The sequence below is a fragment of the Pseudomonas sp. RIT778 genome (genome assembly GCF_019718735.1).
Classification (GTDB): domain Bacteria; phylum Pseudomonadota; class Gammaproteobacteria; order Pseudomonadales; family Pseudomonadaceae; genus Aquipseudomonas; species Aquipseudomonas aphyarum.
Genome location: NZ_JAIHBA010000050.1, coordinates 20,195 through 36,922 on the forward strand (window position 1 = coordinate 20,195; position 16,728 = coordinate 36,922).

13 protein-coding genes and 4 tRNA genes are annotated in these 16,728 nt (G+C 55.6%); all 17 read right to left on the bottom strand.

The features are described 5' to 3' along the window. Positions 1–53: 53 nt before the first annotated feature. The 17 genes from rpsL to birA all read right to left on the bottom strand — a co-directional run bounded on the left by rpsL (position 54) and on the right by birA (position 16,520). Positions 54–425 (bottom strand): 30S ribosomal protein S12, encoded by a 372-nt coding sequence (gene rpsL / locus K5E37_RS27390; protein ID WP_003186084.1) that lies wholly within the window; start codon positions 423–425, stop codon positions 54–56. 215 nt (positions 426–640) lie between these two features. Next, positions 641–4,840, bottom strand: a complete 4,200-nt coding sequence (rpoC, locus tag K5E37_RS27395; protein ID WP_007957594.1) for a DNA-directed RNA polymerase subunit beta' — start codon at positions 4,838–4,840, stop codon at positions 641–643. A 63-nt stretch (positions 4,841–4,903) separates the two neighbouring features. Then, on the bottom strand, positions 4,904–8,977 hold the full coding sequence (rpoB, locus tag K5E37_RS27400) for a DNA-directed RNA polymerase subunit beta (protein WP_007957595.1): 4,074 nt from the start codon (positions 8,975–8,977) through the stop codon (positions 4,904–4,906). Between the two features lie 220 nt (positions 8,978–9,197). Further along, the gene (gene rplL, locus K5E37_RS27405; protein WP_033703494.1) at positions 9,198–9,563 is read right to left on the bottom strand and encodes a 50S ribosomal protein L7/L12; all 366 of its coding nucleotides are present in this window, start codon (positions 9,561–9,563) and stop codon (positions 9,198–9,200) included. Positions 9,564–9,642: 79 nt separating this feature from the next. Further along, positions 9,643–10,143, bottom strand: coding sequence for a 50S ribosomal protein L10 (gene rplJ / locus K5E37_RS27410; protein WP_007957597.1), 501 nt, complete (start codon positions 10,141–10,143; stop codon positions 9,643–9,645). A 198-nt stretch (positions 10,144–10,341) separates the two neighbouring features. Then, positions 10,342–11,037, bottom strand: a complete 696-nt coding sequence (rplA, locus tag K5E37_RS27415; RefSeq protein WP_003228754.1) for a 50S ribosomal protein L1 — start codon at positions 11,035–11,037, stop codon at positions 10,342–10,344. Continuing rightward, positions 11,037–11,468 carry a 50S ribosomal protein L11 gene (gene rplK, locus K5E37_RS27420; protein ID WP_003228756.1) on the bottom strand — a complete coding sequence of 144 codons (432 nt, stop codon included), beginning with the start codon at positions 11,466–11,468 and terminating at the stop codon, positions 11,037–11,039. The genes rplA and rplK overlap by 1 nt, the downstream gene beginning before the upstream one ends. Before the next feature lie 117 nt (positions 11,469–11,585). Next, positions 11,586–12,119: a transcription termination/antitermination protein NusG gene (gene nusG / locus K5E37_RS27425; RefSeq protein WP_007957598.1), complete on the bottom strand. Its 534-nt coding sequence runs from the start codon at positions 12,117–12,119 to the stop codon at positions 11,586–11,588. 9 nt (positions 12,120–12,128) lie between these two features. After that, on the bottom strand, positions 12,129–12,497 hold the full coding sequence (gene secE / locus K5E37_RS27430; RefSeq protein WP_007957600.1) for a preprotein translocase subunit SecE: 369 nt from the start codon (positions 12,495–12,497) through the stop codon (positions 12,129–12,131). Between the two features lie 45 nt (positions 12,498–12,542). Then, positions 12,543–12,618, bottom strand: a tRNA-Trp gene (locus K5E37_RS27435). A gap of 53 nt (positions 12,619–12,671) precedes the next feature. Next, positions 12,672–13,865 (bottom strand): elongation factor Tu, encoded by a 1,194-nt coding sequence (gene tuf, locus K5E37_RS27440; RefSeq protein ID WP_010220303.1) that lies wholly within the window; start codon positions 13,863–13,865, stop codon positions 12,672–12,674. Between the two features lie 85 nt (positions 13,866–13,950). Continuing rightward, positions 13,951–14,026: transfer RNA gene (locus tag K5E37_RS27445), tRNA-Thr, on the bottom strand. Positions 14,027–14,052: 26 nt separating this feature from the next. Then, positions 14,053–14,126: transfer RNA gene (locus K5E37_RS27450), tRNA-Gly, on the bottom strand. A 25-nt stretch (positions 14,127–14,151) separates the two neighbouring features. Next, positions 14,152–14,236, bottom strand: a tRNA-Tyr gene (locus K5E37_RS27455). 143 nt (positions 14,237–14,379) lie between these two features. Continuing rightward, positions 14,380–14,820, bottom strand: a complete 441-nt coding sequence (locus K5E37_RS27460) for a hypothetical protein (protein WP_221535643.1) — start codon at positions 14,818–14,820, stop codon at positions 14,380–14,382. A gap of 7 nt (positions 14,821–14,827) precedes the next feature. Then, entirely contained in the window at positions 14,828–15,577 is a 750-nt protein-coding gene (locus tag K5E37_RS27465; RefSeq protein WP_221535644.1) for a pantothenate kinase, read from the bottom strand. Next, positions 15,567–16,520: a bifunctional biotin--[acetyl-CoA-carboxylase] ligase/biotin operon repressor BirA gene (birA, locus tag K5E37_RS27470; protein ID WP_085609143.1), complete on the bottom strand. Its 954-nt coding sequence runs from the start codon at positions 16,518–16,520 to the stop codon at positions 15,567–15,569. Before birA ends, K5E37_RS27465 begins: the two co-directional genes overlap by 11 nt. Between the last annotated feature and the right edge of the window lie 208 nt (positions 16,521–16,728).

Here is a 16,728-nt window from a genome sequence, read left to right on the forward strand (position 1 = left end):
GCCCGACCTTACTCTTATCGACTCAATAAAATGAAAATCTGCAAAACGGCCGATTACTTCGGACGCTTGGTACCGTACTTCGAACGACCTTGGTTACGACCTTTAACACCGGAAGTATCCAGGGAGCCGCGAACGGTGTGGTAACGAACACCTGGCAAGTCTTTTACACGACCGCCGCGGATCAGTACCACGCTGTGCTCTTGCAGGTTGTGGCCTTCACCACCGATGTACGAGGAAACCTCGAAACCGTTGGTCAGACGCACACGGCATACTTTACGCAGTGCCGAGTTAGGTTTTTTCGGCGTAGTGGTGTACACACGGGTGCACACGCCACGACGTTGCGGGCAGTTCTGCAGCGCAGGCACGTCGGATTTCTCGACGATACGCTTACGCGGCTGACGTACCAGCTGGTTGATAGTTGCCATCTACTAGCTCCACTGTTGTCTTGCGACGCTATTGTCTTGCAAGAAAAGCAAAATGGCAGGAACGAATTCCCGCCAAATTTAGGGGATCAAGAGTCTAAAGAGGATCTTGTCCCCAGTCAAGGCAAGGCCCCGACCTCCCCGCTCGTCGAACCTCGACAAATTGTCTCGATTCGATGAACGGCTTGATCAGGGCCTCAGCTCATTTTTCGCAGAACTCAGTTACCGCTCGAGTTCAGCGCTTCGGTCAGTGCAGCTTCCACTTCACTGGCGCTTACGCGCAACGGCTTGTCTGCATCACGACGACGCTTGCGCTCGCTGTGATAAGCCAGACCGGTACCGGCCGGGATCAGACGACCCACGACCACGTTTTCTTTCAGGCCGCGCAGGTAATCGCGCTTGCCGGTTACGGCCGCTTCGGTCAGTACGCGGGTGGTTTCCTGGAAGGAAGCCGCCGAGATGAACGATTCGGTCGACAACGACGCCTTGGTGATACCCAGCAGAACGCGGGTGAACTTGGAGACAAACTTGTCTTCCGCATTCAGACGCTCGTTCTCTACCAGAACGTGAGTCAGTTCCATCTGGTCGCCCTTGATGAAGCTGGAATCGCCGGACTCGGAGATCTCAACTTTACGCAGCATCTGACGCAGGATGGTCTCGATGTGCTTGTCGTTGATCTTCACGCCTTGCAGACGGTAAACGTCCTGGATCTCGTTGACGATGTACTTGGCCAGCGCGCTCACACCCAGCAGACGCAGGATGTCGTGCGGATCGCTCGGACCGTCGGAGATAACTTCGCCGCGGTTTACCTGTTCGCCTTCGAACACGTTCAGGTGACGCCACTTCGGAATCAGCTCTTCGTACGGATCGCTACCGTCGTTCGGAGTGATGACCAGACGGCGCTTGCCTTTGGTCTCTTTACCGAACGCGATGGTGCCGCTGACTTCAGCCAGAATCGACGCTTCTTTCGGACGACGGGCTTCGAACAGGTCGGCAACACGCGGCAGACCACCGGTGATGTCACGGGTTTTCGAAGTTTCTTGCGGGATACGAGCGATAACATCACCGATCGCAATCTTCGCACCGTCCGCAACACCGACCAGGGCGTTGGCTGGCAGGAAGTACTGAGCGATAACGTCAGTGCCTGGCAGCAACAGATCCTTGCCGTTGTCATCAACCATCTTCACCGCAGGACGAATGTCCTTGCCGGCAGCCGGACGGTCTTTGGCATCGAGTACTTCAATGTTGGTCATACCGGTCAATTCGTCAGTCTGACGCTTGATCGTGATGCCTTCTTCCATGCCCACGTAGGTCACGGTACCTTTCATTTCGGTAACGATCGGGTGAGTGTGCGGATCCCACTTGGCCACGATTGCGCCAGCGTCGACCTTGTCACCTTCTTTAACCGAAATCACGGCACCGTACGGCAGCTTGTAACGCTCGCGCTCACGACCGAAGTCGTCAGCGATTGCCAGCTCACCGGAACGGGACACAGCAACCAGGTTGCCATCCACACGCTCAACGTGTTTCAGGTTGTGCAGACGGACGGTACCGCCATTCTTCACCTGAACGCTGTCGGCTGCGGAAGTACGGCTTGCCGCACCACCGATGTGGAACGTACGCATCGTCAGCTGGGTACCCGGCTCACCGATGGACTGGGCAGCGATAACGCCGACCGCTTCACCGATGTTCACCTGGTGACCACGAGCCAGGTCACGGCCGTAGCACTTGGCGCAAATGCCATAGCGGGTTTCGCAGCTGATCGGCGAACGCACGATCACTTCGTCGATGCTGTTCAGCTCGATGAACTCGACCCACTTCTCGTCTACCAGGGTGCCAGCAGGAACGATGACGTCCTCGGTACCCGGCTTGAATACGTCACGGGCAATGACACGACCCAATACGCGCTCACCCAACGGCTCTACAACGTCACCGCCTTCAATGTGCGGAGTCATCAGCAGACCGTGTTCGGTGCCGCAATCGATCTCGGTCACGACCAGATCCTGCGCCACGTCTACCAGACGACGAGTCAGGTAACCGGAGTTCGCAGTTTTCAACGCGGTATCCGCCAGACCTTTACGAGCACCGTGAGTCGAGATGAAGTACTGGAGTACGCTCAAACCTTCACGGAAGTTCGCAGTAATCGGCGTTTCAATGATGGAACCGTCCGGCTTGGCCATCAGACCACGCATACCGGCCAGCTGACGAATCTGTGCTGCGGAACCCCGCGCACCCGAGTCGGCCATCATGTACATCGAGTTGAACGATTCTTGCTCGACTTCGTCGCCGTGACGGTCGATGACTTTCTCTTTCGAGAGGTTGGCCATCATCGCCTTGGAAACTTCGTCGTTCGCTTTCGACCAAAGGTCGATCACTTTGTTGTACTTCTCGCCCTGGGTTACCAGGCCGGAGGCGTACTGGCTCTCGATCTCTTTCACTTCGTCGGTGGCAGCACCGATGATGCGGGCTTTTTCATCCGGGATAACGAAGTCGTTAACACCGATGGAAACGCCGGAGATGGTCGAGTAGGCAAAACCGGTGTACATCAACTGGTCAGCGAAGATCACGGTCTCTTTCAGACCAACCACGCGGTAGCACTGGTTGATCAGCTTGGAGATCGCCTTTTTCTTCATCGGCAGGTTGACGACGTCGAACGACAGACCTTTTGGCACAACCTGGAACAGCAGCGCACGGCCGACAGTGGTGTCGACGATACGGGTGTTGTTCACGCTGTTGCCGTCACGATCGTTCACGGTTTCGTTGATACGAACCTTGATCTTGGCGTGCAGTGCGGCTTCGCCGGCACGGAACACACGGTCAACTTCCTGCAGATCCGCGAACACACGACCTTCGCCCTTGGCGTTGATCGCTTCACGGGTCATGTAGTACAGACCCAGTACAACGTCCTGCGACGGAACGATGATTGGCTCACCGTTGGCTGGCGACAGAATGTTGTTGGTCGACATCATCAACGCACGCGCTTCGAGCTGGGCTTCCAGCGTCAGCGGTACGTGCACGGCCATTTGGTCGCCGTCGAAGTCGGCGTTGTACGCGGCGCAGACCAGAGGGTGCAGCTGGATAGCCTTACCTTCGATCAGTACCGGTTCAAACGCCTGGATACCCAGACGGTGAAGAGTCGGTGCACGGTTGAGGAGGACCGGGTGTTCGCGAATCACTTCAGCGAGAACGTCCCAAACTTCCGGCAGCTCGCGCTCGACCATTTTCTTGGCCGCTTTGATGGTGGTCGCCAGACCACGCATTTCCAGCTTGCCGAAAATGAACGGCTTGAACAGCTCGAGAGCCATCTTCTTCGGCAGACCGCACTGGTGCAGACGCAGGGTCGGACCTACGGTAATTACCGAACGACCGGAGTAGTCAACACGCTTACCGAGCAAGTTCTGACGGAAACGACCTTGCTTACCCTTGATCATGTCAGCCAGGGATTTCAGAGGACGCTTGTTGGAACCTGTGATAGCGCGGCCACGACGACCGTTGTCGAGCAGTGCATCGACAGCTTCCTGCAACATACGCTTTTCGTTGCGCACGATGATGTCCGGAGCGGACAGATCCAGCAGGCGCTTCAAACGGTTGTTACGGTTGATCACTCGACGATACAGATCGTTGAGGTCGGAAGTCGCGAAACGACCGCCATCCAGCGGGACCAGTGGACGCAGATCTGGCGGCAGAACCGGCAGAACGGTCAGCACCATCCACTCTGGCAGGTTGCCGGAACCCTGGAAGGCTTCCATCAACTTCAGACGCTTGGACAGCTTCTTGATCTTGGTTTCGGAGTTGGTTTGCGGAATCTCTTCACGCAGACGGCCAATCTCGTGTTCCAGGTCGATAGCGTGCAGCAGTTCGCGGACAGCTTCGGCACCCATGCGGGCGTCGAAATCGTCACCGAATTCTTCCAGCGCTTCGAAGTACTGCTCGTCGTTCAGCAGCTGACCTTTTTCAAGAGTGGTCATGCCCGGGTCGATAACGACATAGCTCTCGAAGTAGAGAACGCGCTCGATATCACGCAGGGTCATGTCCATCAGCAGGCCGATACGGGACGGCAGCGATTTCAGGAACCAGATGTGGGCAACCGGCGAAGCCAGTTCGATGTGCGCCATGCGCTCACGACGAACCTTGGCCAGTGCAACTTCAACGCCGCACTTCTCGCAGATCACACCACGGTGCTTCAAGCGCTTGTACTTACCGCACAGGCACTCGTAATCCTTTACCGGGCCAAAGATCTTGGCGCAGAACAGACCGTCACGCTCAGGTTTGAACGTACGGTAGTTGATGGTTTCCGGCTTTTTAACTTCACCGAACGACCACGAGCGGATCATCTCAGGCGAGGCCAATCCGATACGGATGGCGTCGAACTCTTCGACTTGACCCTGGTTTTTCAGCAAATTCAGTAGGTCTTTCAAGGCCTTTCCTCCTGGCGGAGCAGAGAGCGGGCAATCCTGCCCCGCTCTCGATCGCGTCACGTGTTATTCGGTTTCCAGATCGATATCGATGCCGAGGGAACGAATTTCCTTGATCAACACGTTGAAGGACTCGGGCATGCCCGGCTCCATACGGTGATCGCCGTCCACGATGTTTTTGTACATCTTGGTCCGGCCGTTCACATCGTCCGACTTCACTGTGAGCATTTCTTGCAGAGTGTAAGCAGCACCGTATGCTTCCAGTGCCCAGACCTCCATCTCCCCGAAACGCTGACCACCGAACTGCGCCTTACCACCCAGCGGCTGCTGGGTAACCAGGCTGTACGAACCGGTAGAACGCGCGTGCATCTTGTCGTCTACCAAGTGGTTCAGCTTCAGCATGTACATGTAGCCAACGGTAACTGGACGCTCGAACTTGTTGCCGGTACGGCCGTCGGTCAGCTGCATCTGGCCGCTTTCTGGCAGGTCTGCCAGTTTCAGCATGGCCTTGATTTCGCTTTCCTTGGCACCGTCGAACACTGGAGTGGCCATTGGAACACCGCCACGCAGGTTCTTCGCCAGATCCAGGATTTCCTGATCGGAGAAGCTGTCCAGATCTTCGTTACGACCGCCGATCTGGTTGTAGATCTCGTCCAGGAAGGTACGCAGCTCAGCGACTTTGCGCTGCTCTTCGACCATCCGGTTGATCTTCTCGCCCAGACCTTTGGCCGCGAGGCCCAGGTGGGTTTCAAGGATCTGACCAACGTTCATACGCGAAGGTACGCCCAGCGGGTTGAGGACCACGTCGACCGGGGTGCCATTGGCATCGTGCGGCATGTCTTCAACCGGCATGATCACGGAGACCACACCTTTGTTACCGTGACGACCGGCCATCTTGTCGCCCGGCTGGATGCGACGACGGATTGCCAGGTAAACCTTGACGATCTTCAGCACGCCTGGAGCCAGGTCATCGCCCTGCTGCAGTTTGCGCTTCTTGTCTTCGAACTTGTCGTCCAGCAGACGGCGGCGATCAACGATGTAGGCCTGAGCCTTCTCGAGCTGCTCGTTCAGAGCATCTTCAGCCATGCGCAGTTTGAACCACTGACCATGCTCAAGACCGTCGAGTACTTCGTCGGTGATGTCCTGACCTTTCTTCAGGCCCGCGCCGCCTTCAGCCTTGTGGCCTACCAGAGCGGAACGCAGACGTTCGAAGGTCGCGCCTTCAACGATGCGGAACTCTTCGTTCAGATCCTTGCGGATCTCGTCCAGCTGGGACTTCTCGATCGACAGTGCACGAGCATCACGCTCAACGCCGTCACGAGTGAAGACCTGTACGTCGATGACAGTACCTTTGGTGCCGGTTGGCACGCGCAGGGAGGTGTCTTTAACGTCGCTGGCTTTTTCACCGAAGATCGCACGCAGCAGTTTTTCTTCCGGAGTCAGCTGGGTCTCGCCTTTCGGAGTGACCTTGCCTACCAGGATGTCGCCTGCGCCGACTTCAGCACCTACGTAAACGATACCGGCTTCGTCCAGCTTGTTCAGAGCGGCTTCACCCACGTTCGGGATGTCCGCAGTGATTTCCTCTGGGCCAAGCTTGGTGTCACGGGCCACACAGGTCAGTTCCTGAATGTGGATAGTGGTGAAACGGTCTTCCTGAACCACACGCTCGGACAGGCAGATCGAGTCTTCGAAGTTGAAGCCGTTCCATGCCATGAACGCGATGCGCATGTTCTGACCCAGAGCCAGTTCACCCATATCGGTGGACGGGCCGTCGGCCATGATGTCGCTACGCTGAACGCGATCACCTTTGCTCACCAGCGGACGCTGGTTGATGCAGGTGTTCTGGTTCGAGCGGGTGTATTTGGTCAGGTTGTAGATGTCGACACCAGCTTCGCCGGTTTCAACTTCGTCATCAGCAACACGAACCACGATACGACTGGCATCAACGGAGTCGATCACGCCGCCACGACGAGCCACGACGCAAACGCCGGAGTCGCGAGCCACGTTGCGCTCCATGCCGGTACCGACCAGCGGCTTGTCAGCACGCAGGGTTGGTACAGCCTGACGCTGCATGTTCGAACCCATCAACGCACGGTTGGCGTCGTCGTGCTCGAGGAACGGAATCAGCGACGCTGCAACCGAAACTACCTGCTTCGGCGAAACGTCCATCAAGGTGACGTCTTCCGGCGCCTTGACGGTGAATTCGTTCAGGTGACGCACGGCCACCAGTTCGTCGATCAGGACTTTCTGCTCGTTCATGGTCGCCGAAGCCTGCGCGATCACGTGATCGGCTTCTTCAATGGCGGACAGGAACACGATGTCGTCGGTGACCACACCCTCTTTCACCACACGGTACGGGCTCTCGAGGAAGCCGTACTGGTTGGTGCGAGCGTAAGCAGCCAGCGAGTTGATCAGACCGATGTTCGGACCTTCCGGCGTTTCAATCGGGCAAACACGACCGTAGTGAGTCGGGTGTACGTCACGGACTTCGAAGCCCGCGCGCTCACGAGTCAGACCGCCAGGGCCGAGTGCAGAGACACGACGCTTGTGGGTGATCTCGGACAGCGGGTTGTTCTGGTCCATGAACTGCGACAGCTGGCTGGAACCGAAGAACTCTTTCACCGCCGCAGCCACTGGCTTGGCGTTGATCAGGTCTTGCGGCATCAGGCCTTCGCTTTCAGCCATCGACAGACGCTCTTTGACCGCACGCTCAACACGTACCAGGCCAACGCGGAACTGGTTCTCGGCCATTTCGCCTACGCAGCGAACACGACGGTTACCCAGGTGGTCGATGTCGTCGACGATGCCTTTACCGTTACGGATGTCGACCAGAGTCTTCAGTACCGCGACGATGTCTTCTTTGCACAGCACGCCCGAACCTTCGATCTCGGTACGACCGATACGACGGTTGAACTTCATCCGGCCGACCGCAGACAGGTCATAGCGCTCAGGGCTGAAGAACAGGTTGTTGAACAGGGTCTCGGCAGCGTCTTTGGTTGGCGGCTCGCCTGGACGCATCATGCGATAGATCTCGACCAGCGCTTCCAATTGGTTGCTGGTGGAGTCGATCTTCAGAGTGTCGGAGACGAACGGACCGCAGTCGATGTCGTTGGTGTACAGAGTTTCGATGCGTACGACGCCGGCCTTGGCGATTTTCGCCAGGATCTCGGTCGACAGCTCGGTGTTGCACTCTGCCAGGATCTCACCGGTAGCCGGGTGCACGATCGCCTTGGCGGTGGTACGACCCAGAACGTAATCCAGAGGCACGTCCAGCTCTTTGATCCCGGCTTTTTCCAGCTGGTTGATGTGGCGGGCAGTAATACGACGGCCCTGCTCAACGATCACCTTGCCTTTGTCGTCCTGGATGTCGAGAACAGCAACTTCACCACGCAGGCGCTGAGGCACCAGCTCCAGGCTCAGGCCTTCGCCTTTCACGTGGAATACGTTGGTGGTGTAGAACGCGTCCAGCACTTCCTCGGTGGTATAACCGAGCGCGCGCAGCAGTACCGAGGCCGGCAGCTTACGACGACGGTCGATACGCACGAATACGCAGTCTTTCGGGTCGAACTCGAAGTCCAGCCACGAACCGCGGTAAGGAATGATGCGCGCGGAGTACAGCAGTTTGCCGGAGCTGTGCGTCTTGCCACGGTCGTGGTCGAAGAACACGCCCGGGGAACGGTGCAGCTGGGAAACGATAACACGCTCGGTACCGTTGATTACGAAGGTACCGTTCTCAGTCATCAATGGGATTTCACCCATGTAGACTTCTTGCTCTTTGATGTCCTTGATCGCTTTGTTCGACGATTCTTTGTCGAAAATGATCAGGCGCACTTTTACCCGCAAAGGTACGGCGAAAGTTACACCGCGCAATACGCATTCTTTGACATCAAATGCCGGTTCGCCCAGGCGATAACCGACGTACTCCAGCGCAGCATTGCCGGAGTAGCTGATGATCGGGAAAACGGATTTGAAGGCCGCATGCAGGCCCACGTCGCGGAACTGATCTTTAGTCGCTCCCGCTTGCAAGAATTCACGATACGAATCCAGCTGGATGGCCAGGAGGTAAGGCACATCCATGACGTCCGGCAACTTGCTAAAGTCCTTGCGGATACGTTTTTTCTCAGTATATGAGTAAGCCATCAGCGTTCCCCAGCTTGGTCACCTGCTTGTTTGGCCCCTCCCGACGGGAGCAGCCAGAAAATCGTGCAAACCCCATGGTTTGCGCCACCGCATCGGGTGGTTACAGCTCGTTATCGACACCGACCCAGTCGGCTGCCAATAACGGAAAAAGGCCGGTGGCAAGAGCCACCAGCCATCAGCCTGTCGCTTGACGCTCGGGCTGGAGGAGCAAAGTCGATGCTTACTTCAGCTCGACTTTAGCGCCTGCTTCTTCCAGCTTCTTCTTAGCGTCTTCAGCAGCTTCTTTCGAAACGCCTTCAGCTACAACCTGAGGAGCGCCGTCTACTTTCTCTTTGGCTTCTTTCAGGCCCAGACCGGTCAGTTCACGAACTGCCTTGATCACGTTAACCTTCTTCTCGCCAGCTTCCAGCAGAACAACGTTGAACTCGGTTTGCTCTTCAACAACAGCGGCAGCAGCAGCTGGACCAGCAGCAGCAACAGCAGCGGTCACGCCGAAGGTTTCTTCCATTGCCTTGATCAGCTCAACAACTTCCAGAACGGTTTTCTGGCCGATTGCTTCGATGATTTGTTCGTTAGTCAGAGACATGACTCAATTCCTGATTTGGTGGACAGCCTGTACGGCCGTCGAAATAAACAAAAATACGCGAGAGTGGAAACGCTCAGCCTCAGGCTGCAGCTGCTTCTTTCTGATCGCGAATTGCCGCCAGAGTACGAGCCAGCTTGCTGGTAGCGCCTTGAATCACGCTCATCAGTTTCGCAATAGCTTCGTCGCGAGTTGGCAGGCTTGCCAGCACGTCGATCTCATTCGCTGCGAGGAACTTGCCCTCGAACGAAGCTGCCTTGATCTCGAACTTATCCTGACCCTTGGCAAATTCCTTGAACAGACGAGCAGCAGCGCCCGGGTGTTCGTTGGAGAATGCAATCAGGGTCGGGCCGGTGAACACGTCGTTGAGGACACTGTAAGGAGTGTCAGCAACAGCGCGCTTGAGCAGGGTGTTACGTACAACACGTACGTAAACGCCAGCTTCACGAGCCTCTTTACGGAGTCCGGTCATTGCGCCTACTGTTACGCCACGGGCATCAACCACGACAGCGGACAGAGCGACTTTGGCAGCCTCGTTGACTTCAGCGACGATGGCCTTCTTGTCTTCGAGATTAATTGCCACGGGTTTAACTCCTGCTTGTTACCGTTTCATTCGATCGAAACCGAATGTCGTTTTGGTGTCTGATTCGGTAAGGAACCGGGAGCACCATCTGCGTAGGCTTGAGGTTTAAGACTTGCGTCGCCTACGGTCTTGGATAGCCCCCGCCAGGCAGGGACCCCAATCTTTCAATTGGCGCAGTCAACTGCGCCAATTCTTGTCTTACGCGTCCAGCGAGCTCTGGTCGATGACCAGACCTGGGCCCATAGTGGTGCTCAGGGTAACGCGCTTGACGTAGATACCTTTCGAAGAAGCTGGCTTGATACGCTTCAGATCAGCGATCAGGGCTTCAACGTTTTCCTTCAGCTTGACGGCATCGAAGCCGATCTTGCCAACGGAAGTGTGGATGATGCCGTTTTTGTCGGTGCGATAACGAACCTGACCAGCCTTGGCATTTTTAACCGCGGTAGCGACGTCTGGGGTAACAGTGCCGACTTTCGGGTTAGGCATCAGACCACGTGGACCGAGGATCTGACCCAGTTGACCTACAACGCGCATGGCATCCGGGGATGCAATCACTACGTCATAGTTCAGGTCGCCGCCTTTCATTTCGGCAGCCAGGTCGTCCATACCTACACGGTCAGCGCCGGCAGCCAGAGCGGCCTCAGCAGCTGGACCCTGGGTGAACACAGCAACGCGAACGGTCTTGCCAGTGCCGTGTGGCAGCACAGTAGCGCTACGAACGACCTGGTCGGATTTACGCGGGTCTACGCCCAGGTTTACAGCTACGTCGAACGACTCGCTGAACTTGACAGTCGACAGCTCGGCCAGCAGTGCAGCGGCGTCTACAATGTTGTAGGCCTTGCCTGCTTCGATTTTGCCGGCGATAGCCTTTTGACGCTTGGTCAGCTTAGCCATTACACACCCTCCACGTTAAGGCCCATGCTACGAGCAGAACCGGCGATAGTACGCACGGCTGCATCCATATCAGCTGCAGTCAGATCCGCGTTTTTGGTTTTCGCGATTTCTTCCAGCTGAGCACGGGTAACAGTGCCAACCTTAACGGTGTTCGGACGAGCGGAACCGCTGGTCAGACCGGCCGCCTTCTTCAGCAGAACCGAAGCAGGGGTGGATTTGGTTTCGAAAGTGAAGCTACGGTCGCTGTAGACAGTGATGATCACTGGAGTCGGCAGACCAGCTTCCAGACCCTGGGTACGGGCGTTGAAAGCTTTGCAGAATTCCATGATGTTCACGCCGTGCTGACCCAGAGCAGGACCAACAGGTGGGCTTGGGTTAGCCTGAGCGGCCTTCACTTGCAGCTTGATGTAAGCGGTAATCTTCTTGGCCATGAGGCACTCCAATTACGGGTTCGAACGCCTCGAAAGGCTCCCCGGTTACTTGCGCGTTTATCCCAGTGACGACAAAACCCCACAGCCTAGGGCTGCGGGGTTGGGATGCTTGCTCAGCTAGACCTTTTCGACCTGACTGAACTCCAACTCTACCGGAGTAGAGCGTCCGAAAATGAGCACCGCCACTTGGATCCGGCTCTTTTCGTAGTTAACTTCTTCAACAACACCGTTAAAGTCAGCGAACGGTCCGTCATTGACTCGAACGGTTTCGCCTGGCTCGAACAGCGTCTTCGGCTTCGGCTTGTCGCTACCGTCAGCAACGCGACGCAGAATCGCCTCAGCTTCTTTATCTGTGATTGGTGCCGGCTTATCAGCAGTACCGCCGATAAAACCCATCACCCGAGGAGTATCCTTGACCAAGTGCCAAGTACCCTCGTTCATGTCCATCTGAACCAGCACATAACCTGGGAAGAATTTGCGCTCGCTTTTGCGTTTCTGGCCATTACGCATTTCAACCACTTCTTCAGTGGGAACCAGAATTTCGCCGAAGCCATCTTCCATGCCAGCCAGCTTTACGCGCTCGATCAACGAACGCATTACATGCTTCTCGTAACCCGAGTAAGCATGCACAACGTACCAACGCTTAGCCACGGGACACCCTTAGCCGACAATCAAGGAAACAAGCCAGCCGAGCAGGGAATCAAGCCCCCACAACAGCAACGCCATAACCAGCACAACAGCCACAACAATCAGCGTGGTCTGCGTGGTTTCTTGGCGAGTTGGCCATACGACTTTACGAATCTCGGTGCGAGCTTCCTTAACCAGTACAAAGAAAGACTTGCCCTTGGCAGTCTGCAGGCCTACAAAGGCAGCTACAGCCGCAATAACAAGCAAAGCGAGTACACGGTACAGGATCGGCGAAGCAGCGTAATACTGATTGCCGACAACGCCAACAATTACCAAAGCGACTACGACGAGCCACTTTAGCAAATCGAAGCGAGAGCCTTGAGCTTCAGCTTTAGGAGTCATCTATGAAGATCCTGTGAAAAGAAAGCCAGACACACCGAGTGAATCTGGCAGGTCAGGAGGGAATCGAACCCCCAACCTACGGTTTTGGAGACCGTCGCTCTGCCAATTGAGCTACTGACCTAAAACAAAATCAGGCCGACCATTATGCCGGCCTGAAAAAGACATTACAACTATTTACTCGATGATCTTGGCTACGACGCCAGCACCAACGGTACGGCCGCCTTCACGGATTGCGAAACGCAGACCGTCTTCCATCGCGATGGTTTTGATCAGGGTAACAGTCATCTGAATGTTGTCACCTGGCATTACCATTTCAACGCCTTCTGGCAGCTCGCAGTTACCAGTCACGTCAGTAGTACGGAAGTAGAACTGTGGACGGTAGCCTTTGAAGAACGGAGTGTGACGGCCGCCTTCTTCCTTGCTCAGAACGTAAACTTCTGCGGTGAACTTGGTGTGTGGCTTAACCGAACCCGGCTTAACCAGAACCTGACCACGCTCAACGTCGTCACGCTTGGTGCCACGCAGCAGAACGCCGCAGTTCTCGCCAGCACGACCTTCGTCCAGCAGCTTGCGGAACATCTCAACACCGGTGCAGGTGGTGGTGGTGGTGTCACGCAGACCAACGATTTCCAGGGCGTCTTGAACGCGAACGATACCGCGCTCGATACGACCGGTCACAACAGTACCGCGACCCGAGATCGAGAACACGTCTTCGATTGGCATCAGGAAAGGCTTGTCGATAGCACGCTCTGGCTCTGGGATGTAGCTGTCCAGAGTTTCCACCAGCTTCTTGACAGCGGTGGTGCCCATTTCGTTGTCGTCTTTGCCTTCCAGCGCCATACGAGCCGAACCGATGATGATCGGAGTGTCGTCGCCTGGGAAGTCGTAGGTGGACAGCAGGTCGCGAACTTCCATTTCAACCAGTTCCAGCAGCTCAGCGTCGTCTACCAGGTCAGCCTTGTTCAGGAAAACCACGATGTACGGAACGCCTACCTGACGGGACAGCAGGATGTGCTCACGGGTTTGTGGCATCGGACCATCAGCGGCCGAGCAAACCAGGATCGCGCCGTCCATCTGCGCAGCACCAGTGATCATGTTCTTCACGTAGTCAGCGTGACCTGGGCAGTCAACGTGAGCGTAGTGACGAATGTTCGAGTTGTACTCAACGTGCGCGGTGTTGATGGTGATACCGCGAGCTTTTTCTTCTGGAGCGCTGTCGATCTTGTCGAATTCAACTACGGCCGAACCGAAAACTTCGGAGCAGACGCGAGTCAGAGCAGCGGTCAGCGTGGTTTTACCATGGTCTACGTGACCGATGGTGCCCACGTTGACGTGCGGCAGGGAACGATCAAATTTTTCCTTAGCCATCGATATCACCCCTAACAGAAGAAATTGAGCAAACAACACAAGCCATTAAAACAAAGGCAGATATTTTCATATCTGCCTTGTTATATGGAGCTCTTGAGCGGATTTGAACCGCTGACCTCACCCTTACCAAGGGTGTGCTCTACCAACTGAGCTACAAGAGCGTAACACTTTGCACAACCTGCAAACTTGGAGCGGGTAGCGGGAATCGAACCCGCATCATCAGCTTGGAAGGCTGAGGTTCTACCACTAAACTATACCCGCGGAGCCTGCAGCTCACGCTAAAATCTGGTGGAGGGAGAAGGATTCGAACCTTCGAAGTCGTAGACGTCAGATTTACAGTCTGATCCCTTTGGCCGCTCGGGAACCCCTCCTAATCAGGCCGGCATTCTATACTATGCCAAACCCCTGTCAAGCATTTTCTCATTTAAAAACCTGAGGTTAGCTGCATTGACACCACCCCGCTGCTGCAACCTTTTCAGGTCTTCGCTGTGGAGCGGGCGCCATTCTATGCAAACTATTCAGTAGGTGCAACCCCCTCGCACAGCATTATTTTATGTTTTAACTCATTGAATTCCTTGGAAAGGTTTTGTAGCTGAGCATCACCCAGCAAACGCTGGGTTTCGGGCGTAATCTGGAACCAATATGAGCCGCCGGAAGACTCTTTTGACGAAGGAAGAGCTTTTGCTCCAAGCTCCGTCAAACGCTGCTCCAACGCCTGAGCGGACTCGGGGCGCGCCACCCCCCCCACATAAAGGCACTCCCCATCAGGCTTTCCTCCAGTCCTTTTTTCACGGGAAGCATCATCACCAGCCTCACTCAGCAAGCGAATATCCTGTTGCGAACCACGATAAAGACTGAGGGGCGTGACATCCTTTGCGCGTAGCGGGGCCTCCTGCTGATGCCAGACGTAATAAAACACATTGAGTACCAGAAGCAGAAGGAACAACCAACGCATACAAACCTCAGGACAAAGGACACGCTATAGCCAAACCCACGAACACCAAATCGGAAACAATCCGAGCCTCAGGGGCGACATCTGAGACCAGCTCGGCGTCACCACCCGTAATGAAAACCCTGTAATCATCACCCCAGTAGGAACGCGCCATCTCCAGTTGCGTCAATACGAATCCTCTTAGCATCAACGAACAGCCACGCTCGACAGCCTCAACCGTGTTGCGCCCAGGAGCCTGACTCGTCAATGCCCGCTCCGCCGCCAGGTCCCCGTAGCGAATTTTTCGAGTATGCGTACGCAACTGATTACGCATCAGCGGCATGCCAGGACAAATGAAGCCTCCCAGATGCTCACCGTCCGCGGAGATAAAGTCCGCAGTCACCGCCGTCCCGAAATCAAGAACCAGACAAGCACCTTTAGCCAGGTGAAAACCACCAAGCATTGCCAGCCAGCGATCGAGACCAAGGCGCTCATAGTCGTCGTAACCGTTCGTTACGCCAGACATCTCGCGAGCGGGCGACGCACAGACAACGGAAATGCCGAACTCGCGCCTGAGCAAGCCAATCAGCAAATTGGTCTCATCTTCAGTTCTTACGCTGACAAGGCGACATTTACCGAGAGATATCTTCTCAAGCGACCGAAGACTGTCGACCAAGGCGCCATCAGAGTCGACCACACCTTCTGCGACCAAGGCGCCCAACTCTGCACTCAGCACCCGCCATTTGATAAAACTGTTTCCACAATCGAGCTCAAGAATCATCACGCAACCTCAAGCTGAGCTCACCACCACTAAAGACCTTTTCCACACCATCTACCTTTAGCCGCAGCGCGCCTTGATTATCGATTCCCAGCACCACACCCTCTACCTGATTGACACCGGCAGTGAGAGAAACCGGCTGTCCCTGCCACAAATGGCTAGCCTCCCACTCTGCCTGAAGCGCAGAGAAGCCGCCTGACTGGTGACGTCGCAGATAGAGTTGCAGCTGCTTACTCAGCTCAACCGCCAGAATATTGCGATCACAAGATTTACCCGACTCTAGACGCATTGAAGTCCATTGCTGATCGACTTCGTCTGTAGCTTGCATGTTCACATTAATGCCCACGCCCAATACTACGTGACAAACGTCCGCTGGATCTCCGACGAGCTCCAGCAGGATGCCTGCAATTTTTTTTCGCCCGACCAAAACATCATTGGGCCATTTCAGCCCCGCACCTGGCACCCCAAGCGCGCGCAGGGTCTGCATGACCGCGAGACCGACAACGAGACTTAGCCCCTCGAGCTGACGCATCCCACCATCGATACGCAACACGAGGCTGTAATAAAGGTTTTCAGCAAACGGACTTACCCATTTACGCCCCCTGCGCCCGCGACCGGAACTCTGCCGCTCAGCCAGTATTAGAAAAGGCGCAACCCGCCCTCGATCTACCGCTCGCAACGATTCAGCATTAGTTGAGTCGATGGAATCGAAGACACTGACAGACCAGCCAACAAGACCTTCCTCTATTGCGAGCGAGTCAAGTAACGCCAGCGGCGAGGCCAATTGATAGCCCCGCCCTCGAACTTTATGTATGGATAACCCAAGCTCCGCCTCCAGATGCTGAAGCTGCTTCCACACCGCACTTCGACTAATTCCCAGAGCAACGCCCAGGGCCTGACCGGAATGGAATCGACCATCCTTCAGAAGGTTCAACAACGTCAGCATGCAGGTCTCGCCTCAGAATGAGGCCCGAATAATAGCCATGCACCGGGCCGCTGCATAGAATTCAAACAATCCATTTTCCTGCGGGCAAAACAAAACCCCAACTGCTTTCGCAATTGGGGTTTCGGAATTTAATCTTGACGATGACCTACTCTCACATGGGGAAACCCCACACTACCATCGGCGATGCATCGTTTCACTTCTGAGTTCG

Bases quoted from the DNA above. Each gene is read 5' to 3' on its own strand.
- secE (WP_007957600.1), bottom strand. From the start codon at position 12,497: ATGACTCCTAAAGCTGAAGCTCAAGGCTCTCGCTTCGATTTGCTAAAG.
- tuf (WP_010220303.1), bottom strand. From the start codon at position 13,865: ATGGCTAAGGAAAAATTTGATCGTTCCCTGCCGCACGTCAACGTGGGC.
- K5E37_RS27465 (WP_221535644.1), bottom strand. From the start codon at position 15,577: ATGATTCTTGAGCTCGATTGTGGAAACAGTTTTATCAAATGGCGGGTG.
- rpoB (WP_007957595.1), bottom strand. From the start codon at position 8,977: ATGGCTTACTCATATACTGAGAAAAAACGTATCCGCAAGGACTTTAGC.
- rplA (WP_003228754.1), bottom strand. From the start codon at position 11,037: ATGGCTAAGCTGACCAAGCGTCAAAAGGCTATCGCCGGCAAAATCGAA.
- rplK (WP_003228756.1), bottom strand. From the start codon at position 11,468: ATGGCCAAGAAGATTACCGCTTACATCAAGCTGCAAGTGAAGGCCGCT.
- rplL (WP_033703494.1), bottom strand. From the start codon at position 9,563: ATGTCTCTGACTAACGAACAAATCATCGAAGCAATCGGCCAGAAAACC.
- birA (WP_085609143.1), bottom strand. From the start codon at position 16,520: ATGCTGACGTTGTTGAACCTTCTGAAGGATGGTCGATTCCATTCCGGT.
- K5E37_RS27460 (WP_221535643.1), bottom strand. From the start codon at position 14,820: ATGCGTTGGTTGTTCCTTCTGCTTCTGGTACTCAATGTGTTTTATTAC.
- rpsL (WP_003186084.1), bottom strand. From the start codon at position 425: ATGGCAACTATCAACCAGCTGGTACGTCAGCCGCGTAAGCGTATCGTC.